Raw genomic sequence first — 20,709 nt, forward strand, 5'->3', positions numbered from 1 at the left:
ACTACGTCAGCGTCGCCTTACCGTAGGTATGGTTACTGACTTCGTCAGTTCTATCTGCAACCTCAAAACAGTGTTTTGAGCTGACTTCGTCAGTCTTATCTACAACCTCAAAACAGTGTTTTGAGCAGCCTGCGGCTAGCTTCCTAGTTTGCTCTTTGATTTTCATTGAGTATAAGGAGGAAATCATGTACCATATAAAAGAAGCTGCTCAGCTTTCAGGTGTCTCTGTTAAGACCCTGCACCACTACGATAAGATAGGGCTCTTGGTTCCCTTAAAGTCGGAAAACGGCTATCGAACCTACAGTCAGGAGGATTTGGAACGTCTTCAGGTTATTCTGTATTACAAATATCTAGGTTTTTCTTTAGAAAAAATAGCAGAGCTGTTAAAGGAAGAAAGGACAGATTTATTGCCCCATTTGACTAGGCAGTTGGATTATCTAACTCGAGAAAGGCAACACCTGGATACCTTGATTTCCACCTTGCAAAAAACCATTCAAGAACAAAAAGGAGAAAGAAAAATGACGATTGAGGAAAAATTCACTGGATTTAGCTATCAAGACAATCAAAAATATCACCAAGAGGCGGTAGAGAAGTATGGACAGGAAGTCATGGGCCAAGCGCTTGAACGCCAAAAAGGTCGCGAAGACGAGTCCACAGCCGCTTTCAACCAAGTTTTTCAAGCCTTGGCACAAAACCTTCAAGCTGGTCTGCCTGTAACAGCAGCTGAAAACCAAGAGCAAGCAGCTAAACTCTTGCAAGCTATTCGTACTTATGGATTTGACTGCTCTATTGAGGTATTCGGTCATATCGGCAAAGGCTACGTCTACAACCCAGAGTTTAAGGAAAACATTGACAAGTTTGGACCTGGTACAGCTCAATACACATCAGATGTTATTGCTGCTTACGTTCAGACAAATGCAGAATAAATAGGCTAGGAATTTCCTAGCCTATTTTTTACTTCAAGTCATAAAGCCAGTCGTCACCGTCTTTGTAGTAAAAGAATTCACTGAGATCCTCTTCTAAAAAAACACGAAGCATATCAGACATATCATCAGTAGCAAGTTTTAGATGAGATAGATTGTCAAAATCCTCCCACCAAACTTTCCCTTCGTCTGAAGACTGGAGTTCACCAGCAAAGTGTTCTGTCTTGTAAAAGAGGACGACATAACGAAAATTCTTGTCATCGTACCAGTTTTTGATACCACAGAGTTGGGGTTTGGAAATGGTCAGATCAGTTTCTTCTTTCACTTCACGAATGACAGCATCGACAAAGGATTCGCCACGTTCAACATGACCACCAGGAAAAGTAATGCCAGGCCAGTCGGGACTAACTCGGTCTTGGACCAGGACCTTATCCCCGTTTTGAATCATACACATATTGACAAATTCGACTGTTTCTCTTCTATTCATCTGTTTCTCTTCTATTCATCTTGTTCTCCTATTTTGTTAGTAACTTTTCCACTACGTTTAACTTTCGCATGGTCAGATCCAGGCCAAACAATTTTTCAAGATAGTTGGTATTGAGCTTTTTTTGTTTTGCAGTTCTAGGGAGATAGAGGTAGAGACAGTGATCACCTACACAAATTTCTTCTTCACCGTAGTCAGCTTTCAATTTTTCTACTGGCAGACTTTGGATAAATCCCTGATAAAAAATCACATGTATACGATCGTAAAGATAGTCTTCTCTAAATGGATTCTCATGAACAATCTTTTCAAAATCGTTCTTATTCTTGATAACCATTTTTAAGTCGGCCCCAATTTTTTCCTTTATCAGAGTATGAACGCGTTCTCGTATTTCTTCTAAATCTAAGTCACTTTCAAGAATGATATTCCCACTTTGAATATAGGTTCGAACGTGTTGAAAACCAGCTTCTGTCAGAATATCTACCAAATAAGACATTTTCGGGATAGCATTCTTTCCATTAGGAGTAACACCTCTTAGTAAAATAATATGTTCCAAAGGACTTCCTTTCTTATTTGGTATTTATTGGATTTGAGCCTGCCACCCAGCCGGTGCAGAGGGCAGAAGTGATGTTAAAGCCACCCGTATGGGCATTGATATCCAGTACCTCACCAGCAAAGTGGAGCCCAGGAACGAGTTTGCTTTCCAGAGTTTTGGGATTGATTTCCTTGAGACTGACACCGCCTTTGGTGACAAAGGACTTGGCAAGAGACATTTTGCCAGTTAAAGGGATTTTGAGAGCCTTGATGGACTGGAGTAGTTGCTCGCGTTCTTTCTCAGTCAGCTGTTTAACTTTTTCAGGATAGCCTTGCACCAAAAATTCTGCCAAGCGTTCTGGCAACAAAGTTTTTAAAGCATTTTTCAAGGATTTTTCCCGATTTTCTTCTAGAAATGCCACCAAGTCCTTCTCAGAAAGTTGAGATAAGACATCTAGCGAGAGAACCTCTCCACCCTTGACAAAGCTGGACATACGCAGTGCAGCAGGACCGGATAGACCAAAGTGGGTAAAGAGCAGATCGTGAGTGATGACATGCTTCCCATAGCTTAAGGTCACATCGTCTAGTGAAATCCCTTGAAGCGCTTTGTGTGGAAAATCAGTCAACAATGGGCTCTCAGCAGCTTCAAGCTCAGTAATGGTATGTTTAAAATGGCGAGCAATCTCGTGACCAAAACCAGTCGAACCAGTCGAAGGATAAGACTTACCACCTGTTGTAACAATGAGTTTATTACAAGTGAAGGTTTGGTCTGCGGACTTAAGGACAAACTGGTCGTCTATCTTTTTAACCGAAACAATTTCTGTTTGAGTAGCAACTTGACCACCGAGTTCAGTGATTTTCTTTTCTAGTGTCTCGATAATAGTCCGAGACTTATCACTAGCAGGAAAGACGCGTCCGTGGTCCTCGACCTTAAGTTTAACACCATTTTCCGTAAAAAAGTTTATGATATCATGGTTATCAAACTGGGAGAAGACACTGTAAAGAAACCGCCCGTTACCAGGGATTCCAGCTAATAGGTCATCTAAGGTTCCATTGTTGGTCACATTACAACGACCACCGCCCGTTCCAGCTAATTTTTTGCCAAGTTTTCGATTTTTTTCGATGAGTAGAGTTTTCTGACCATAAAAGCTACTGGAAATCGTAGCCATCATGCCAGCAGGTCCCCCACCAATGACAATAGTATCAAAATGTTTCATAGCTCTATTGTACCACAAAAAACAAGAGATGCTTGGCATCTCTTGTTGCTCATAATCTTAGTTAATTTCATATCCCATCAACAAACCGCCATCTTCTGCATAGAAACTGCAGAGACCAGACGTCGGGATGATTTTGATATCCGCTTGTGGGAAGGTTTCAAGCAAGCGTTCTGACAATTGCTGACAGAATTTTTCATTGCTGCGATGAGCCATGACGATACGGCCACCAGCATAGCCAGCCTTGATGAGTTCTTCATAGGCTGCTTGAAGAGATTTTTTTGGTCCACGCGCTTTTTGGAGCAGTTCTAAGGTTCCAGTTTCACTTGCTTCCCCAACCATACGGATGTTGAGAAGGCCAACAACTGTACCGATAAGCTTACTCAAACGGCCATTTTTTACCAAGTTATCAACCTTAGCAAGAACAAAGAGCAACTTCGTTTTTTCTTGGTAGGCTGTAATAGCTTCAACAATTTCCTCATAAGAAAGTCCTTGATCAATCAAACTATTGATTTTTTCGACAATCAAGTCAACCTCACCACCTGCTGACAATGTATCGATCACATGAATCTGAGTGTCAGGGTATTCTTCAAGGTAGATATTCTTAGCAAGCTGCGCACTATTATGACTGCCAGAAAGAGCACCAGTGATAGTAACAACAAAGATATGCTTGGCTCCTTCGAATGCACGCAAGTAATCATCAGGGCTAGGACAGGCTGATTTTGAAGCCTCAGAAGTCGCATACATTGTTTCCATCATGTGGTTAATGTTGAGATTGGCATCATCGATAAAGACCTGATCAGCTACTTGAATGGTTAAAGGAACACTAACAAATTCCGTATCAATAGCAGGAGTTGCCAGTTGACGATAATCACAACCGGAGTCAGCTACAATCTTCCAAGTCATAGAAATTCTCCATCTTTGTCACTTATACATTGACAAAGGTTCTGTCTTTTTTTACAATTATATCATGAAAGCCCTTGAAACAAAAGTACCAGCTCTCTGTTGTCACAAGTAGAAAGAAATTGTTATGTCTGAACGTAAAATATCTGAAAAATCTCTTGAAAATCTCAGAAAATCAAATCAAGAATCCAATTTTTTAACTAGAGAAGCAATCGAGACGGCTCTTTTGCAGCTTCTAGAGAAAAAAGACTTGGCTAAGATCAGCATTTCGGAGCTGGTCAAACGGGCGGGTGTCTCTCGTGCCGCCTTCTATCGTAACTATGACTCCAAAGAAGAGATTTTGGAAAGTGTTTTTAAACGCAGTGTTCATAATATCATGGAACAGTTGAGCCACTACGATGTCAAAACCGATCTTTATCTAGTCTGGGTACACCTTTTTCGCGCAGCCAAGAAAGAAGCCAAGGTTATCCAACTTGCTCTGGACTACCATTTGGAAAAGATTTTTGTCCAAGCCATGCAGGAATTTCTAGAAAAATACCATGGAAAGTCAAAAGGTGTCAGCAGCTACCTTCATTCCTTTTGGAGCTCTGCCATCGTATCGGTTCTGCTCAAATGGATCAAGGATGGCATGAAAGTTCCAGCTGAAAAGATTGCAGATTTACGCTTGCCATTTTTCAAAAAATAGGGGATAAGGAGAAGAATTATGACAGAAAAAAGACTGGCTTGGGATGAGTACTTTGCAGCCCAGGCTTTACTGATTGCCAATCGTTCGACCTGCAAACGTGCCAAGGTGGGAGCTGTCCTAGTTAAGGACAATAAGGTCGTTTCAACAGGCTATAATGGTTCCGTATCAGGAACGGAGCACTGTATTGACCACGAATGTCTGGTCATTGAAGGTCACTGTGTTCGAACCCTTCACGCCGAGGTTAATGCCATCTTGCAAGGAGCCGAACGAGGGGTTCCAAGAGGATTTACAGCCTATGTGACCCATTTTCCGTGTCTGAACTGCACCAAACAACTGCTACAAGTTGGTTGTAAGCGCGTGGTTTATATCAACCAGTACCGAATGGATGACTATGCCCAGTACCTTTATCAAGAAAAAGGCACCGAGTTAACCCATTTACCATTAGAGACTGTTCAGACAGCTCTCCAAGAGGCAGATTTGATTTAAAAATTAATTAAAATAAATGGTTTAGAAAGCTTTTTAAACCGTTTTTTGATATAATAAGAAGAATAAATTGAAAGAAGGAATTCAGAAAATGGGAAAAATTGAAGTCATTAATCATCCACTCATTCAACACAAATTGTCAATCTTGCGACGTACAGATACTTCTACAAAAGCTTTTCGTGAGCTGGTAGATGAGATTGCAATGTTGATGGGATATGAAGTACTTCGTGATCTTCCACTTGAAGATGTGGAAATCGAAACACCTATCACAAAGACCGTTCAAAAACAATTGACTGGGAAAAAATTGGCGATTGTCCCAATCTTGCGCGCAGGTATCGGGATGGTAGATGGTCTCTTGAGCTTGGTTCCAGCAGCTAAAGTTGGTCATATCGGTATGTACCGTGATGAAGAAACCCTTCAACCAGTTGAATATTTGGTGAAATTGCCTGAGGATATTGACCAACGTCAAATCTTTGTCGTTGATCCAATGTTGGCAACAGGTGGCTCAGCAATCTTGGCTGTTGACTCCCTTAAAAAACGTGGCGCTTCAAATATCAAGTTTGTCTGCCTAGTATCTGCTCCAGAAGGTGTGAAAGCTCTTCAAGAAGCACACCCAGATGTAGAAATCTTTACAGCAGCCTTGGATGAACGCTTGAACGAACACGGTTATATCGTTCCAGGTCTTGGAGATGCTGGAGACCGCTTGTTCGGTACTAAATAAAATCCCAAAGTAAATAGTGAAACTAGAAGTTCGTTTTTAACTTGAAAGGAGGTTGAGTTTTTGTTTCTGTTTAGAGAATAGAGCAAAAATTTGACCTTTTTTGACCAAAAAGATATAATAGTTCTGTATTGAGTCGTAAGACTAAGAAAATTCAACATTAAAAGGAGAAATGAATGATTCCTGTAGTTATTGAACAAACAAGCCGTGGAGAACGTTCCTATGATATTTACTCTCGTCTTCTGAAAGACCGCATCATCATGCTAACAGGTCCAGTTGAAGACAACATGGCCAACTCCGTTATTGCTCAGTTGCTCTTCTTGGATGCCCAAGACAGCACAAAAGATATTTACCTTTATGTCAATACACCTGGGGGCTCTGTTTCTGCTGGTTTGGCAATCGTTGATACCATGAACTTTATCAAAGCGGATGTCCAAACTATCGTTATGGGGATGGCTGCATCTATGGGGACTGTCATCGCATCAAGTGGTGCAAAAGGCAAACGTTTCATGCTTCCAAATGCAGAGTACATGATTCACCAACCAATGGGTGGTACAGGTGGTGGTACCCAACAGACAGATATGGCAATCGCTGCAGAGCACTTGCTCAAAACTCGTAAGACTTTGGAGCAAATCCTTGCAGATAACTCTGGTAAATCAGTCGAGCAAATTCATGCAGATGCGGAACGTGATTACTGGATGAGTGCCCAAGAAACGCTTGAATATGGCTTTATTGATGAAATTATGGCCAACAATTCTTTAAGCTAAGCAACCTAGAAAGCAAACTCGACGGAGTTTGCTTTTTTTGGTATAATAGGGGAAAATTTCTTAGAAAGAGGCTTCCTCATGTTTGAAAAAACAAATCGATCAGGATTAATCATCTATCTCTACTATAATCGAGACGCAAAAAAAATTCAGGAATACGGTGATATCTGTTACCATTCCAAAAAACATCGTTACTTGCAGCTCTATGTTCCAACTGAGGAGTTAGATGACTTAGTTGAGAGATTAGGTAAGGAAAGATATATCAAGAAAATTAGACGTTGCCATATTCAAGAGCTAGAAACTCCCTTCGTTGGCAATCTCTATCGTAACGAAGAAAACGTTATCATTTAAAAAATTAAATAAATGTATTGACAATTTTCTGATAATTCGGTATATTCTTAACATACAATTTTTGAAACAACTATAAGGAGATTAAAAATGAAGAAAAAATTTGCCCTATCTTTTGTGGCTCTTGTTAGTGTGGCTCTTCTTGCTGCCTGTGGAGAGGTCAAATCAGGAGCGTCAAACACAACTGGAAATCCAGTAGACGAAAAAACAATTAAAATCGGTTTTAACTTTGAAGAGACAGGTGCTGTTGCAGCTTACGGTACAGCTGAACAAAAAGGTGCCCAACTTGCTGTAGACGAAATCAACGCTGCAGGTGGAATTGATGGAAAACAAATCGAAGTTGTAGACAAAGACAACAAGTCAGAAACTGCTGAAGCAGCTTCTGTTACAACAAACCTTGTTACCCAATCAAAAGTAGCAGCTATTGTAGGACCTGCGACATCTGGTGCAACTGCTGCAGCTGTAGCTAACGCTACTAAAGCTGGAGTGCCATTGATTTCACCAAGTGCTACTCAAGACGGTTTGACCAAAGGTCAAGATTACCTATTTATCGGAACATTCCAAGATAGCTTCCAAGGGAAGATTATTTCTAACTATGTAACAAACAAATTGAATGCTAAGAAGGTTGTTCTTTATACTGACAACGCTAGTGACTATGCAAAAGGTATTGCTAAATCTTTCCGCGAATCCTACAAGGGTGAGATTGTAGCAGATGAAACGTTTGTAGCAGGTGATACTGACTTCCAAGCAGCCCTTACTAAAATGAAAGGGAAAGAGTTTGACGCTATCGTAGTTCCAGGTTACTACACAGAAGCTGGTAAAATTGTAAACCAAGCTCGTGGTATGGGAATTGATAAACCAATCATTGGTGGTGATGGATTTAACGGTGAAGAATTTGTTCAACAAGCAACTGCTGAAAGAGCATCAAACATTTACTTCATCTCTGGATTCTCAACTACAGTTGATGTTTCTGCAAAAGCTAAAGCTTTCCTTGAAGCATACCGTGCTAAATACAATGAAGAGCCTTCAACATTCTCAGCTTTGGCCTATGACTCAGTTTACCTAGTAGCAAATGCTGCAAAAGGTGCTAAAAACTCAGGTGAGATCAAGGACAACCTTGCTAAAACCAAAGATTTTGATGGTGTAACTGGTCAAACAAGCTTTGATGCTGACCACAATACTGTGAAAACTGCTTACATGATGACCATGAACAATGGTAAAGTTGAAGAAGCAGAAGTTGTAAAACCATAACATTAGAATAGTAATTGAAATGGGGAATGAGCCTTTGACTCACTCCCTGTTTCGGTGTTTATGAACTTGTGAAAATAATGAAATTTTCTAAAAAATAAGGATAGAAAAGAGTGAATGCTATGCTCCAACAACTTGTGAATGGTCTAATTCTGGGTAGTGTTTATGCACTTTTGGCTCTGGGTTATACCATGGTTTATGGAATTATCAAACTCATCAACTTCGCCCACGGTGATATTTACATGATGGGTGCCTTTATTGGTTACTTTTTGATTAATTCTTTCCAAATGGATTTCTTTTTAGCTTTAATTATTTCAATGGCAGGAACCGCACTACTTGGTGTTGTGATTGAGTTTCTTGCCTACCGTCCTTTACGACACTCTACACGTATTGCTGTATTGATTACTGCCATCGGAGTGTCTTTCCTACTGGAATACGGAATGGTTTATCTAGTAGGTGCTAATACTCGTGCCTTCCCTCAAGCAATTGAAACAGTCCGCTTTGACTTGGGACCAATTAGCTTGACAAATGTTCAATTGATGATTTTAGCAGTTTCTGTACTCTTGATGGTTTTATTGCAATTAATCGTCCAAAAAACAAAAATGGGGAAAGCCATGCGTGCGGTATCAGTTGATAGTGACGCAGCTCAATTGATGGGAATTAATGTAAATCGCACAATCAGCTTTACCTTTGCTTTGGGTTCAGCCCTTGCTGGTGCAGCAGGTGTTCTCATTGCCCTTTACTACAACTCTCTTGAACCTTTGATGGGTGTGACTCCAGGTCTAAAATCATTCGTTGCGGCCGTTCTCGGTGGTATCGGGATTATTCCTGGTGCAGCTCTAGGGGGATTTGTGATTGGCTTGTTGGAAACATTTGCTACTGCCTTCGGTATGTCTGATTTCCGTGATGCTATCGTATATGGAATCTTGCTTTTGATTCTGATTGTTCGACCTGCAGGTATCCTTGGTAAGAATGTGAAAGAGAAGGTGTAAACAATGAAGACAAATCTTAAAGTAAATATTCTCTGGTTATTCCTTCTGTTAGCGGGTTATGGATTGATTAGTGTACTGGTTTCTGCTGGTGTTCTCAATCTATTCCATGTCCAAATTTTAGAACAAATTGGGATTAATATCATCCTTGCAGTAGGCTTGAACTTAATCGTTGGTTTTTCAGGACAATTCTCACTTGGTCATGCAGGTTTTATGGCGATTGGGGCTTATGCAGCAGCGATTATTGGTTCAAAATCACCAACCTATGGTGCTTTCTTTGGAGCGATGGTCTTGGGCGCTTTGATTTCTGGTGCAGTCGCTTTGTTCGTTGGGATCCCAACACTCCGTTTGAAGGGTGACTACCTGGCAGTTGCGACACTAGGTGTTTCAGAAATCATTCGTATCTTTATCATTAATGGTGGCAGTTTGACCAACGGTGCTGCTGGTATCTTGGGTATTCCAAACTTTACTAACTGGCAAATGGTTTATCTATTTGTGGTGATCACAACTATTGCAACTCTCAACTTCTTACGTAGTCCAATTGGACGCTCTACTCTATCTGTTCGTGAGGATGAGATTGCTGCAGAATCCGTTGGGGTAAACACCACAAAGATCAAGATTATCGCTTTTGTCTTTGGAGCCATTACAGCAAGTATTGCTGGTTCACTTCAGGCTGGTTTTATCGGATCTGTTGTCCCAAAAGATTACACCTTTATTAATTCCATCAATGTGTTGATTATCGTTGTATTTGGTGGACTTGGATCGATTACTGGTACCATCGTTTCAGCGATTGTTTTAGGAATTTTAAATATGCTCCTTCAGGATGTAGCAAGCGTACGTATGATTATCTACGCTTTGGCTCTTGTATTGGTCATGATTTTCAGACCAGGTGGACTTCTTGGGACATGGGAATTGAGTCTATCACGTTTCTTTAAAAAATCGAAGAAGGAGGGACAAAACTAATGGCATTACTTGAAGTTAAACAGTTAACCAAACATTTTGGCGGTCTAACAGCTGTTGGAGATGTCACTCTTGAATTGAACGAGGGAGAATTGGTTGGTCTGATTGGACCAAACGGAGCTGGTAAAACAACCCTTTTCAATCTCTTGACCGGTGTTTATGAACCAAGCGAAGGTACTGTGACACTAGATGGTCACCTCCTAAATGGGAAAACTCCCTATAAGATTGCTTCACTTGGTCTCAGTCGTACTTTCCAAAATATTCGTTTGTTCAAGGACTTGACAGTTTTGGAGAATGTTTTGATTGCATTTAGCAATCATCATAAACAACATGTCCTTGCGAGCTTCCTACGCCTACCAGCTTTTTATAAGAATGAGGAAGAATTAAAAAGCAAAGCTTTGGACTTGTTGAAGATCTTTGATTTGGATGGTGACGCAGATACTCTTGCCAAGAATCTGGCTTATGGTCAACAACGTCGATTAGAAATCGTTCGTGCTCTGGCAACTGAACCTAAGATCCTCTTTTTGGACGAACCTGCAGCTGGTATGAATCCACAAGAAACAGCTGAATTGACAGAATTGATCCGTCGTATCAAAGATGAATTTAAAATTACCATCATGCTTATCGAACATGACATGAATTTGGTTATGGAAGTCACTGAGCGTATCTATGTTCTTGAATATGGTCGGTTGATTGCTCATGGGACTCCGGATGAGATCAAGAACAACAAACGTGTTATCGAAGCTTATCTAGGAGGTGAAGCCTAATGTCTATGTTAAAAGTTGAAAACCTCTCTGTGCATTATGGTATGATCCAAGCAGTTCGTGATGTAAGTTTCGAGGTTAATGAAGGTGAAGTTGTTTCCTTGATTGGTGCCAATGGTGCTGGTAAAACAACCATTCTTCGTACCCTTTCAGGTTTGGTTCGTCCAAGTGCTGGTAAAATTCAGTTTTTAGGAAAAGAAATTCAAAAGTTGCCAGCTCAAAAAATTGTAGCAGGTGGCCTTTCACAAGTTCCTGAAGGACGCCATGTTTTCCCAGGTTTGACTGTTATGGAAAACTTAGAAATGGGAGCCTTTTTAAAGAAAAATCGTGAAGAAAATCAAGCTAACTTGAAAAAAGTCTTTTCACGTTTCCCTCGTCTGGAAGAACGCAAAAACCAAGATGCGGCAACTCTTTCAGGTGGTGAACAGCAGATGCTTGCTATGGGACGCGCTCTCATGTCTACACCTAAGCTCCTTCTCTTGGATGAGCCGTCAATGGGACTTGCCCCGATCTTTATCCAAGAAATTTTTGATATCATTCAAGATATTCAGAAGCAAGGAACAACAGTTCTCCTAATTGAACAGAACGCTAACAAGGCCCTTGCTATCTCTGATCGTGGTTATGTACTTGAAACAGGAAAGATTGTCCTATCAGGAACAGGAAAAGAACTCGCAGCATCAGATGAAGTCAGAAAAGCATATCTAGGTGGCTAAACTAGTCTGGGAGACTAGTTTAGGCTGTGGATGGAGATTGCGCACGCAATCCCTCTATAGTCCGGGGGACCTTTTTAGTTGGCGGATAAGGATTGCAGCCAAGCGACACCTAATACGACTACTTATCAAAAATATAAAATATTTCAGGGCTCCAGAATAAGGAGCTCTTTTATTTATATGTTTTTTGAGGAAAGGGAAGAAGGCCTTAATTTTTACTCATTGTTTTCCTATTTGAATTGACAGTCCTTTTTGTTCATATTATAATATGAGTAAGAGAAAATTGAACAGGAGGACTGAGAATGGTAACAGAAAAACAATTTAAACTTTTGCGTTTTATGTTGATACATAAAGAAAAGACATTTACTCAGCGACAGTTAGCTGAAGAGTTAGACCTATCTTTAGGAACAATCAACACATTATTGAAAAAACTGAAAGAAGAGAAGTGGGTTGATGAGGAGCTTCACTTAACTGAACTAGGTCAGAAAGTTTTAGACCCCTATCGAGTAAAAAATGCCATTATAATGGCTGCTGGCATGAGTAGCCGTTTTGCTCCTTTGTCTTATGAGATTCCCAAAGGATTGCTTCAAGTCAAGGGGGAACGCTTGATAGAGAGGGAAATCAGACAGCTGCAAGAAGCAGGAATAGAAGATATAACCGTTACTGTAGGCTACTTACAAGAAAAAATGTTCTATCTTGCAGAGAAGTTTGGTATAAAAATTGTAGTAAATAATGATTACTACAAATATAATAACTGTTCGTCTCTTATGTTGGTTAAAAATCAACTTTCCAACACTTATATTTGTTCATCAGATAATTATTTTGTGGAAAATCCTTTTGAGCAATATATTTATAGAGGTTACTACTCGACGATATTTGCAGAAGGTCAAACGGACGAATATTGTGCTATAGAGGATTCGAATAACACCATCATTGATATCCAGATTGGTGGAGAAAATACTTGGGCTATGGTGGGGCACGTTTATTTCGACCGTGCATTTAGTGAGAAATTCAAGGAAATTTTAGAAAACGAGTTTAAGCACGAACCTTATCGGGAACAGCTTTGGGAGGATTACTATAGTCGGCATGTCAAGGAACTCCTTTTAGAAGCCCGTCACTATTCAGCGGATATTGTTAAAGAATTCGACTCTCTAGATGAACTCCGTCAATTTGATGAACGTTATTTGGTAAATGCAGATTCAGCTATTATCGATAATATCTGTAAGACATTAAAGTGTGTGGCTTCAGATATTGTCAATATCAAACCTCTAAAAGATGGGTTAACCAACACATCATTTTCATTTGACTGTCTAGGAAAAAGATATGTTTACCGTCATCCGGGCAGGGGAACGGAAAATTATATCGACCGAGCTAGTGAAGCAGCTTCTATGGAAATTGCTACAAAATTAAAGATTGACCGTACCTTCGTAGCTATGAACAAGCATGAGGGCTGGAAAATTTCAGAATTTATTCCCAATGCTAAGCAACTGGATTATAATAATTGGGATGATGTGGCACAAGCAATGGACCTCTTGAGACGGTTACACCAATCTGGAGAAAAAACGGAACATTCCTTTGCCCAGTTTGAGGGAATTATTGATTTTAGAGAAAAATTGAAAGCTAGAAATCGATTTGAATTTGATGGCCTCGAGGAATTGGATGAAACTGTTTCACTTCTCAAAAATTATTTACAGAATGATCCGAAACAGGTTGTTCTTTGTCATGGAGATTCCTATAGTCCTAATTTTTTGTTGAATGAAGCAGGCGAAATGAGCTTGATTGATTGGGAATATTCTGGAATGGGAGAGCCAGCAGGAGATTTGGGGACCTTTATCGCGTGTTCTAATTATACCGTAGAGGATGCTGAAAAAGTACTGGAATTGTATCTACAAGAAGTACCAGATAAGAAAACCAAACGTCACTACTTGGCTTATGTAGCAGTGACCTCATATTATTGGTTCTTGTGGGCTTTGTTCCAGGAGAGTGTCGGAAAACCAGTCGGTGAGTTTCTCTACATCTGGTATCGCTATACCAAACAATATGGACAACTGGCCCTTGACTTGTATTTGGAGGAGAACTGAGATGAAAACGACATCTGAAATTGAAGAATTAGTAGCAACTGAAACAAAGAGAAGATTGGAAGAAATGGAGTCACCAAACTACGAGTTTGTTCAACCCTTCCTAAAAAGTGATTTCATTTTAATCATCTCCATAGTCCTAATCAACCTTGTTTTGATTATCTTAGCAATGACGGGAGGAATTCAATAACATGTCTAAAATGAATGACTATATCCAACAAGAAACCATAACCGGAATTGTTCCCATGACCAATAAGGATCGTCAGTATTCTTTTTGGGATCTCTTTCTATCGACAAGTGGTTTTGCCATTGCTACTTGGTGTTATACCCAAGGGGCTTATGTAGCTCAATATTTGACCTTTAATCAAATGTTGATAAATATTTTTAGCTTTAACATTATCTGGGTCTTTATTGAATGTCTTCCTATTTTATTTGCGGTTAAGTATGGAATTGATTTGTGGATTTGGTTGAGAGCCGTTCTAGGAAAAAGAGGTGTAGCCCTGTTATCAACCATTATTAGCTTGGCTAACTTTGGATGGTATGCTGTTGCGGCCAATCTTTTTGCCAGTTCCATGATCCATTTGGCAAATAATTTTGGTCTTGGTTTGGACAAGGGAGTATGGGCGCCTATTCTTGGTACCCTCTGTGTTCTTCTTGGGACTCTCATTGCTCTTGGAGGCCCGGAAGTGATTAAATGGACCAATCGCTTCTTGGTTATCGCCTTATTGATTGTCGGTCTGATTATCGTTGGAATCTGCTTTGTCGCCGTTCCTATAACGGATATTATGAATATCCAACCAGCCACTCAAGGAGATTTGACGCCATTAGAACGCTTCATGCTCTCTGGAGAAGGAAATGTTGCCTTTGCTTTCTCTTGGTCTACACAGGCATTGGTTTTACCGCGTTTAGCAAAAACAGAACGCAGTGGTTATTGGGCTACAGCCTTATCATACGGAGTTGTGGCTCCATTCTTCGTTGCTACAGGTGGAGTCATGGCTCTAGCCATGTTTGTCAAAACAGGTGTGTATGAAAGTGATCCAACAACCATGCTATCAACTCTAAGCACCCCAGCCTTTGCTCTCTTAAGTCTACTACTAGTAGCCTTTGCTAATATTGGAACTCAGGGGACTGGATCATACGTGAACTGTATGATTGTCAAAAGTGGGATGCCCAAAGTAAGCTATAAACTAATGGTTTGGATTGCCATGGTTTACGTGAGTCTACTCACTATCTGGGGAGGAGTAGAAGAGTATTTCGGATCCTTCATCTCCCTAGCTGCCTATATTCAGGGGCCAATTATTGGTATGATTGTTGTCGACTATTTTATCTTAAGAAAACGAAAACTCGACTTGCGTTCAGCCTATTTCCTTGAAGGGCATGACGCATACGAATTTACTAAAGGATTTAACTTAGTTGGCTTGTCTTGCGTATTTATCTCCTTATTGGTAGCGGTACTTTTTGTCTACAACCCTGTAACTGCACAAATTCAAAGTCCAATCTTTTTAATCACAACTGGTAGCGGATTTACTGCGCTATTTGGTGGTCTACTATACTGGCTAGCTAGTCTTAGCCCACTGAAACGTTATATGATAAAAGATCGAGACACTGTTACGATTTAAGAATAGAGGGGACTTCGGTTCCCTTTTAAATTACACTGGCATTTTATGCAAACTTCTCAGATTATTCAAAATCTTGAAAAAGAGATGAAAGCGTTTGATAGATTTTCTAAGAAAGTGTATAATAAAAGTAGTAATATAGAAGGAGAAGTCTCATGGCAGTTAAAGATTTCATGACCCGTAAGGTAGTTTATATCAGTCCAGATACGACTGTAGCACATGCAGCAGATTTGATGCGCGAGCAAGGTTTGCACCGTTTACCTGTTATCGAAAACGATCAATTAGTCGGATTGGTAACAGAAGGAACCATTGCGGAAGCCAGCCCATCTAAAGCAACCAGTCTCTCTATCTATGAGATGAATTATCTTCTGAATAAAACCAAAGTAAAAGATGTAATGATTCGAGATGTCGTGACGGTTTCTGGCTATGCTAGTTTAGAAGATGCGACCTACCTGATGCTGAAAAATAAAATTGGGATATTACCAGTCGTAGACAATCATCAGGTCTACGGTGTCATTACAGACCGCGATGTTTTTCAGGCTTTCTTGGAAATCGCTGGATACGGAGAAGAGGGGATTCGCGTTCGTTTCATTACAGAAAATGAAGTCGGAGTACTGGGAAAAATTGTAGCTCTAATTGTAGAAGAGGATTTAAATATTTCCCATACTGTTAATATTCCACGTAAGGATGGCAAGGTTGTCATCGAAGTTCAAATTGATGGAAAAATCGATTTGACTGCATTAAAGGATAAGTTTGAAAAAGAAGGAATTCAAGTGGAGGAGATCACTCATACCTCTGCTAAAGTCCTTTAAACAAGAGGCTTTAGAGCCTCTTTTCTTCTGCCATCAAAAGCGGTGAAAAGCAAAATATGGAAAGAAATGAGAGATTATGGTATAATAAAACGATATGAAAAGGAGTATCTATGGACATTTCAGAAATTCGTCAAAAAATTGACGCAAATCGTGAAAAATTAGCTTCTTTCAGGGGGTCTCTTTGACCTCGAAGGTTTAGAGGAAGAGATTGCCATCTTGGAAAACAAGATGACAGAACCTGATTTTTGGAACGATAATATCGCGGCCCAAAAAACGTCGCAAGAATTAAATGAATTAAAAAACACCTACAACACCTTCCGTAAAATGGAGGAGTTGCAGGATGAAGTTGAAATTTTATTGGACTTTTTGGCAGAAGACGAGTCAGTCCATGATGAACTGGTCGAACAGTTGACAGAACTGGATAAGATGATGACCAGCTACGAGATGACCCTTCTCTTGTCAGAACCTTATGACCATAATAATGCCATCTTGGAAATCCATCCAGGATCTGGTGGTACTGAGGCACAGGACTGGGGCGATATGTTGCTTCGTATGTATACTCGTTATGGAAATGCCAAAGGCTTTAAAGTAGAAGTATTGGATTACCAGGCTGGTGATGAAGCGGGTATCAAATCTGTGACCTTGTCTTTTGAAGGACCCAATGCATACGGCCTACTTAAATCAGAAATGGGTGTTCACCGTTTGGTCCGTATTTCGCCATTTGACTCTGCCAAACGTCGCCATACCTCTTTTACATCCGTCGAGGTTATGCCTGAGTTGGATGATACCATCGAAGTGGAGATTCGTGAAGATGATATCAAAATGGATACCTTCCGTTCAGGTGGCGCTGGTGGACAAAACGTCAATAAGGTTTCAACAGGTGTGCGTTTGACACACATTCCTACGGGCACTGTCGTCCAATCAACGGTCGATCGTACCCAGTATGGAAATAGAGATCGTGCCATGAAGATGTTGCAGGCTAAGCTCTATCAAATGGAGCAAGAAAAGAAAGCTGCGGAAGTTGATTCCCTTAAAGGTGAGAAAAAAGAAATCACATGGGGAAGCCAAATCCGTTCATATGTTTTCACGCCTTATACTATGGTAAAAGATCACCGTACAAGCTTTGAAGTTGCTCAGGTAGATAAGGTGATGGATGGAGACCTTGATGGTTTTATCGATGCCTACCTCAAGTGGCGAATCAGCTAAGATAGAAAGGAACTCATATGTCAATCATTGAAATGAGAGATGTTGTCAAAAAGTATGACAATGGAACGACTGCCCTGCGTGGTGTATCTGTTACTATTGAACCAGGAGAGTTTGCCTATATCGTAGGACCTTCTGGAGCAGGTAAGTCAACCTTTATTCGAGCTTTATATCGAGAAGTAAAGATTGAAAAAGGAAGCCTAACAGTTGCAGGATTTAATTTAGTTAAAATTAAGAAGAAAGATGTCCCGCTTCTACGTCGTAGTGTAGGGGTAGTCTTTCAGGATTACAAACTTTTGCCTAAAAAGACCGTTTATGAGAATATTGCCTATGCAATGGAAGTAATTGGTGAGAGCCGTCGTAATATCAAAAAACGTGTTATGGAAGTATTGGACCTGGTTGGTTTGAAACATAAGGTTCGCTCTTTCCCTAATGAACTCTCAGGTGGAGAGCAGCAACGGATTGCGATTGCTCGTGCGATTGTCAACAATCCTAAAGTATTGATTGCCGATGAACCAACAGGAAACTTGGACCCAGATAATTCATGGGAAATTATGAATCTGTTGGAACGCATCAATCTCCAAGGTACTACTGTCTTGATGGCAACCCACAATAGCCAGATTGTAAATACCTTGCGCCACCGTGTCATTGCCATTGAAAATGGCCGTGTCGTTCGTGACGAAGCTAAAGGAGAATATGGATACGATGATTAGTAGATTTTTTCGCCATTTATTTGAATCATTAAAAAGTTTAAAACGAAATGGCTGGATGACAGTAGCAGCAGTGAGTTCGGTTATGATTACCTTAACACTCGTTGCCTTGTTTGCATCTGTAATTTTTAATACAGCAAAACTGGCTACCGATATTGAAAACAACGTTCGTGTTATGGTCTACATTCGTAAGGATGTGGCAGATAACAGTGAAACGATTGAAAAAGAAGGTCAGACAGTTACCAATAATGACTACCACAAGGTCTATGACGCTTTGAAAGCTATGCCTGCTGTAAAAAGTGTTACCTTCTCAAGTAAAGAAGAACAGTATGAAAAATTAACGGAAACCATGGGTGACGATTGGAAAGTCTTTGAAGGGGATGCAAACCCTCTCTATGATGCCTATATCGTCGATACAAATTCTCCAAGTGATGTTAAAACAGTAGCTGAAGAAGCGAAGAAAATTGAGGGAGTATCAGAGGTTCAAGATGGTGGAGCCAACACTCAACGACTTTTTGAACTAGCTTCCTTTATCCGTGTTTGGGGATTGGTTATTGCAGGGCTCTTGATTTTTATTGCAGTCTTCCTCATTTCCAATACCATCCGTATTACCATTATTTCACGTAGTCGTGAGATTCAGATCATGCGTCTTGTAGGAGCAAAAAATGGCTATATTCGTGGTCCATTCTTGCTAGAAGGTGCTTTTATTGGCTTGCTTGGTGCAGCAATTCCTTCAGTCCTTGTATTCTTTGTTTACAATATGGTTTATCAATCGGTCAATAAATCCTTAGTAGGTCAAAACTTGTCAATGATTACGCCAGATGTGTTTATCCCTCTGATGACAGTCCTATTATTTATAATCGGAATTTTCATTGGTTCAATTGGTTCAGGGATTTCAATGCGTCGATTCTTGAAGATCTAGTTGGATTTAAATGCAAATTGCAGAACAAATCAGAAAAATAATACATATTTAAAAGAGAAGTTTTCGTAAACTTCTCTTTTTCTTTTTTAAAAATTAAAAAAAATAGACATTTTTTTTATAAAAGCCTTTACAAAAAAAATAAAAGTGGTATAATTAATACATAACCAAATGCAAACGTTTTCGTAAAACGTTTGCCTAAATAAAATAAAGGAGATTTGAATGATGAAAGCTACATTCAAAAATGTCTTGTCTTTCGAATTTTGGCAAAAATTCGGTAAGGCTTTAATGGTGGTTATCGCCGTTATGCCAGCGGCGGGATTGATGATCTCAATCGGTAAATCAATCGTGATGATCAACCCAAACCTTGCTCCTCTAGTGATTACAGGTGGAATCCTTGAGCAAATTGGTTGGGGGGTTATCGGTAACCTTCATATCTTGTTTGCCCTTGCTATTGGGGGAAGCTGGGCAAAAGAACGTGCAGGTGGTGCATTTGCAGCCGGACTTGCCTTTATCTTGATTAACCGTATCACAGGTACTATCTTCGGTGTTACAGGTGATATGTTGAAAAACCCTGAAGCAATGGTTACTACCTTCTTTGGTGGTTCAATCAAGGTTGCTGACTACTTTATCAGCGTTCTTGAGGCACCAGCGCTTAACATGGGGGTTTTCGTAGGGATTATCTCTGGTTTTGTTGGGGCAACAGCTTATAACAAATACTACAACTTCCGTAAACTTCCTGATGCCCTTTCATTCTTCAATGGTAAACGTTTCGTACCATTCGTCGTTATTCTTCGTTCAGCTATTGCTGCAATTCTACTTGCTGCCTTTTGGCCAGTAGTTCAAACAGGTATTAACAACTTTGGTATTTGGATTGCCAACTCACAAGAAACTGCTCCAGTTCTTGCACCATTCTTGTATGGTACTTTGGAACGTTTGCTCTTGCCATTTGGTCTTCACCACATGTTGACTATCCCAATGAACTATACAGCTCTTGGTGGAACATACGAAGTGTTAACTGGTGCAGCAAAAGGAACACAAGTATTTGGTCAAGATCCACTTTGGCTTGCATGGGTAACTGACCTTGTTAACCTTAAAGGTTCAAATGCTGACCAATACCAACACCTTCTTACAACAGTCACTCCAGCTCGTTTCAAAGTTGGACAAATGATCGGTTCATTTGGTATCTTGATGGGTGTCATCGTTGCTATCTACCGCAATGTTGATGCTGACAAGAAACACCAATACAAGGGTATGATGATTGCGACAGCCCTTGCAACATTCTTGACAGGGGTTACTGAACCTATTGAGTATATGTTCATGTTCATCGCAACACCGCTTTACCTTGTTTATTCAGTAGTTCAAGGTGCTGCCTTTGCTATGGCAGATATTGTTCACCTTCGTGTCCACTCATTCGGTTCAATTGAATTCTTGACTCGTACACCATTGGCAATTAATGCTGGTATTGGTATGGATATCGTTAACTTTATCTGGGTAACTGTTCTCTTTGCGGTTATCATGTACTTCATTGCCAACTTCATGATCAAGAAATTCAACTACGCAACTCCAGGACGTAACGGAAACTACGAAACAGCTGAAGGAGCATCAGAAGAAGCAACTCCTGGAACTCCAAAAGTTGCAGCAGCT

23 protein-coding genes are annotated in these 20,709 nt (G+C 40.2%); 19 read left to right on the forward strand and 4 right to left on the reverse strand.

What is annotated here, in order from left to right:
• The first annotated feature begins 185 nt into the window (after nt 1-185).
• Complete coding sequence (locus HMPREF2655_RS05800; protein ID WP_070838095.1) at nt 186-926, forward strand: MerR family transcriptional regulator; 741 nt, start codon at nt 186-188, stop codon at nt 924-926.
• 28 nt (nt 927-954) lie between these two features.
• Here HMPREF2655_RS05800 and HMPREF2655_RS05805 read toward each other — a convergent pair whose 3' ends face one another.
• Genes HMPREF2655_RS05805 through HMPREF2655_RS05820 form a run of 4 tightly spaced genes read right to left on the reverse strand, consistent with a single transcriptional unit; the run spans nt 955 to nt 4,058 of the window.
• Nucleotides 955-1,410 carry an 8-oxo-dGTP diphosphatase gene (locus HMPREF2655_RS05805; protein ID WP_070838097.1) on the reverse strand — a complete coding sequence of 152 codons (456 nt, stop codon included), beginning with the start codon at nt 1,408-1,410 and terminating at the stop codon, nt 955-957.
• A gap of 28 nt (nt 1,411-1,438) precedes the next feature.
• Entirely contained in the window at nt 1,439-1,960 is a 522-nt protein-coding gene (locus HMPREF2655_RS05810; protein ID WP_070535529.1) for a DUF1697 domain-containing protein, read from the reverse strand.
• A 13-nt stretch (nt 1,961-1,973) separates the two neighbouring features.
• On the reverse strand, nt 1,974-3,155 hold the full coding sequence (locus HMPREF2655_RS05815; RefSeq protein WP_070535528.1) for an aminoacetone oxidase: 1,182 nt from the start codon (nt 3,153-3,155) through the stop codon (nt 1,974-1,976).
• Nucleotides 3,156-3,212: 57 nt separating this feature from the next.
• A complete protein-coding gene (locus tag HMPREF2655_RS05820) occupies nt 3,213-4,058 on the reverse strand; it encodes a DegV family protein (RefSeq protein ID WP_070535527.1) in 846 nt (281 codons plus the stop codon).
• Between the two features lie 124 nt (nt 4,059-4,182).
• Here HMPREF2655_RS05820 and HMPREF2655_RS05825 point away from each other — a divergent pair, with 124 nt between their 5' ends.
• The 18 genes from HMPREF2655_RS05825 to HMPREF2655_RS05910 form a co-directional block, all read left to right on the forward strand.
• Nucleotides 4,183-4,740 carry a TetR/AcrR family transcriptional regulator gene (locus HMPREF2655_RS05825; RefSeq protein WP_000003897.1) on the forward strand — a complete coding sequence of 186 codons (558 nt, stop codon included), beginning with the start codon at nt 4,183-4,185 and terminating at the stop codon, nt 4,738-4,740.
• Nucleotides 4,741-4,758: 18 nt separating this feature from the next.
• Nucleotides 4,759-5,226, forward strand: a complete 468-nt coding sequence (locus tag HMPREF2655_RS05830; protein ID WP_070838101.1) for a deoxycytidylate deaminase — start codon at nt 4,759-4,761, stop codon at nt 5,224-5,226.
• An 88-nt stretch (nt 5,227-5,314) separates the two neighbouring features.
• Nucleotides 5,315-5,944, forward strand: a complete 630-nt coding sequence (gene upp, locus HMPREF2655_RS05835; RefSeq protein WP_070838102.1) for a uracil phosphoribosyltransferase — start codon at nt 5,315-5,317, stop codon at nt 5,942-5,944.
• 173 nt (nt 5,945-6,117) lie between these two features.
• Nucleotides 6,118-6,708, forward strand: coding sequence for an ATP-dependent Clp protease proteolytic subunit ClpP (gene clpP / locus HMPREF2655_RS05840; RefSeq protein WP_000613467.1), 591 nt, complete (start codon nt 6,118-6,120; stop codon nt 6,706-6,708).
• 78 nt (nt 6,709-6,786) lie between these two features.
• On the forward strand, nt 6,787-7,056 hold the full coding sequence (locus HMPREF2655_RS05845) for a YlbG family protein (RefSeq protein WP_000462100.1): 270 nt from the start codon (nt 6,787-6,789) through the stop codon (nt 7,054-7,056).
• Nucleotides 7,057-7,143: 87 nt separating this feature from the next.
• Nucleotides 7,144-8,304 carry an ABC transporter substrate-binding protein gene (locus HMPREF2655_RS05850; RefSeq protein WP_070838104.1) on the forward strand — a complete coding sequence of 387 codons (1,161 nt, stop codon included), beginning with the start codon at nt 7,144-7,146 and terminating at the stop codon, nt 8,302-8,304.
• Between the two features lie 119 nt (nt 8,305-8,423).
• Complete coding sequence (locus HMPREF2655_RS05855) at nt 8,424-9,293, forward strand: branched-chain amino acid ABC transporter permease (protein WP_000941413.1); 870 nt, start codon at nt 8,424-8,426, stop codon at nt 9,291-9,293.
• Between the two features lie 3 nt (nt 9,294-9,296).
• Nucleotides 9,297-10,253 (forward strand): branched-chain amino acid ABC transporter permease, encoded by a 957-nt coding sequence (locus tag HMPREF2655_RS05860; RefSeq protein ID WP_000856260.1) that lies wholly within the window; start codon nt 9,297-9,299, stop codon nt 10,251-10,253.
• Nucleotides 10,253-11,017 (forward strand): ABC transporter ATP-binding protein, encoded by a 765-nt coding sequence (locus tag HMPREF2655_RS05865; RefSeq protein WP_001186014.1) that lies wholly within the window; start codon nt 10,253-10,255, stop codon nt 11,015-11,017. Before HMPREF2655_RS05860 ends, HMPREF2655_RS05865 begins: the two co-directional genes overlap by 1 nt.
• Complete coding sequence (locus HMPREF2655_RS05870) at nt 11,017-11,727, forward strand: ABC transporter ATP-binding protein (protein WP_000062207.1); 711 nt, start codon at nt 11,017-11,019, stop codon at nt 11,725-11,727. The genes HMPREF2655_RS05865 and HMPREF2655_RS05870 overlap by 1 nt, the downstream gene beginning before the upstream one ends.
• A gap of 299 nt (nt 11,728-12,026) precedes the next feature.
• Nucleotides 12,027-13,805: a phosphotransferase gene (locus HMPREF2655_RS05875; protein ID WP_070838106.1), complete on the forward strand. Its 1,779-nt coding sequence runs from the start codon at nt 12,027-12,029 to the stop codon at nt 13,803-13,805.
• Between the two features lies 1 nt (nt 13,806).
• Nucleotides 13,807-13,992 (forward strand): hypothetical protein, encoded by a 186-nt coding sequence (locus tag HMPREF2655_RS05880; RefSeq protein ID WP_000859104.1) that lies wholly within the window; start codon nt 13,807-13,809, stop codon nt 13,990-13,992.
• A gap of 1 nt (nt 13,993) precedes the next feature.
• The gene (locus tag HMPREF2655_RS05885; protein WP_049485407.1) at nt 13,994-15,421 is read left to right on the forward strand and encodes a cytosine permease; all 1,428 of its coding nucleotides are present in this window, start codon (nt 13,994-13,996) and stop codon (nt 15,419-15,421) included.
• 152 nt (nt 15,422-15,573) lie between these two features.
• Complete coding sequence (locus HMPREF2655_RS05890) at nt 15,574-16,230, forward strand: CBS domain-containing protein (protein ID WP_000268643.1); 657 nt, start codon at nt 15,574-15,576, stop codon at nt 16,228-16,230.
• A gap of 110 nt (nt 16,231-16,340) precedes the next feature.
• Nucleotides 16,341-17,436 (forward strand): peptide chain release factor 2 gene (gene prfB, locus HMPREF2655_RS05895; protein WP_096753628.1). Its coding sequence is split into 2 segments (ribosomal slippage): nt 16,341-16,412 and nt 16,414-17,436, totalling 1,095 coding nucleotides; the frame shifts between segments, so codons are not numbered across the junction.
• A gap of 17 nt (nt 17,437-17,453) precedes the next feature.
• A complete protein-coding gene (gene ftsE, locus HMPREF2655_RS05900) occupies nt 17,454-18,146 on the forward strand; it encodes a cell division ATP-binding protein FtsE (protein WP_000022275.1) in 693 nt (230 codons plus the stop codon).
• Nucleotides 18,139-19,065, forward strand: coding sequence for a permease-like cell division protein FtsX (gene ftsX, locus HMPREF2655_RS05905; protein WP_000625556.1), 927 nt, complete (start codon nt 18,139-18,141; stop codon nt 19,063-19,065). Before ftsE ends, ftsX begins: the two co-directional genes overlap by 8 nt.
• A gap of 222 nt (nt 19,066-19,287) precedes the next feature.
• The coding region (locus HMPREF2655_RS05910; RefSeq protein WP_070838355.1) for a PTS transporter subunit IIBC at nt 19,288-20,709 on the forward strand (1,422 nt) is incomplete at its 3' end.

The organism is Streptococcus sp. HMSC066F01, from assembly GCF_001837335.1.
Lineage (GTDB): Bacteria > Bacillota > Bacilli > Lactobacillales > Streptococcaceae > Streptococcus > Streptococcus oralis_S.

What these genes read in the sequence shown, in the direction of transcription:
- HMPREF2655_RS05885 (WP_049485407.1), top strand. Translation starts at nt 13,994, where the DNA reads ATGTCTAAAATGAATGACTATATCCAACAAGAAACCATAACCGGAATT.
- ftsX (WP_000625556.1), top strand. Translation starts at nt 18,139, where the DNA reads ATGATTAGTAGATTTTTTCGCCATTTATTTGAATCATTAAAAAGTTTA.
- HMPREF2655_RS05850 (WP_070838104.1), top strand. Translation starts at nt 7,144, where the DNA reads ATGAAGAAAAAATTTGCCCTATCTTTTGTGGCTCTTGTTAGTGTGGCT.
- HMPREF2655_RS05855 (WP_000941413.1), top strand. Translation starts at nt 8,424, where the DNA reads ATGCTCCAACAACTTGTGAATGGTCTAATTCTGGGTAGTGTTTATGCA.
- HMPREF2655_RS05860 (WP_000856260.1), top strand. Translation starts at nt 9,297, where the DNA reads ATGAAGACAAATCTTAAAGTAAATATTCTCTGGTTATTCCTTCTGTTA.
- HMPREF2655_RS05830 (WP_070838101.1), top strand. Translation starts at nt 4,759, where the DNA reads ATGACAGAAAAAAGACTGGCTTGGGATGAGTACTTTGCAGCCCAGGCT.
- upp (WP_070838102.1), top strand. Translation starts at nt 5,315, where the DNA reads ATGGGAAAAATTGAAGTCATTAATCATCCACTCATTCAACACAAATTG.
- HMPREF2655_RS05805 (WP_070838097.1), bottom strand. Translation starts at nt 1,410, where the DNA reads ATGAATAGAAGAGAAACAGTCGAATTTGTCAATATGTGTATGATTCAA.
- ftsE (WP_000022275.1), top strand. Translation starts at nt 17,454, where the DNA reads ATGTCAATCATTGAAATGAGAGATGTTGTCAAAAAGTATGACAATGGA.
- HMPREF2655_RS05870 (WP_000062207.1), top strand. Translation starts at nt 11,017, where the DNA reads ATGTCTATGTTAAAAGTTGAAAACCTCTCTGTGCATTATGGTATGATC.
- HMPREF2655_RS05865 (WP_001186014.1), top strand. Translation starts at nt 10,253, where the DNA reads ATGGCATTACTTGAAGTTAAACAGTTAACCAAACATTTTGGCGGTCTA.
- HMPREF2655_RS05875 (WP_070838106.1), top strand. Translation starts at nt 12,027, where the DNA reads ATGGTAACAGAAAAACAATTTAAACTTTTGCGTTTTATGTTGATACAT.
- HMPREF2655_RS05820 (WP_070535527.1), bottom strand. Translation starts at nt 4,058, where the DNA reads ATGACTTGGAAGATTGTAGCTGACTCCGGTTGTGATTATCGTCAACTG.
- HMPREF2655_RS05815 (WP_070535528.1), bottom strand. Translation starts at nt 3,155, where the DNA reads ATGAAACATTTTGATACTATTGTCATTGGTGGGGGACCTGCTGGCATG.
- clpP (WP_000613467.1), top strand. Translation starts at nt 6,118, where the DNA reads ATGATTCCTGTAGTTATTGAACAAACAAGCCGTGGAGAACGTTCCTAT.
- HMPREF2655_RS05845 (WP_000462100.1), top strand. Translation starts at nt 6,787, where the DNA reads ATGTTTGAAAAAACAAATCGATCAGGATTAATCATCTATCTCTACTAT.
- HMPREF2655_RS05890 (WP_000268643.1), top strand. Translation starts at nt 15,574, where the DNA reads ATGGCAGTTAAAGATTTCATGACCCGTAAGGTAGTTTATATCAGTCCA.
- HMPREF2655_RS05800 (WP_070838095.1), top strand. Translation starts at nt 186, where the DNA reads ATGTACCATATAAAAGAAGCTGCTCAGCTTTCAGGTGTCTCTGTTAAG.
- HMPREF2655_RS05880 (WP_000859104.1), top strand. Translation starts at nt 13,807, where the DNA reads ATGAAAACGACATCTGAAATTGAAGAATTAGTAGCAACTGAAACAAAG.
- HMPREF2655_RS05825 (WP_000003897.1), top strand. Translation starts at nt 4,183, where the DNA reads ATGTCTGAACGTAAAATATCTGAAAAATCTCTTGAAAATCTCAGAAAA.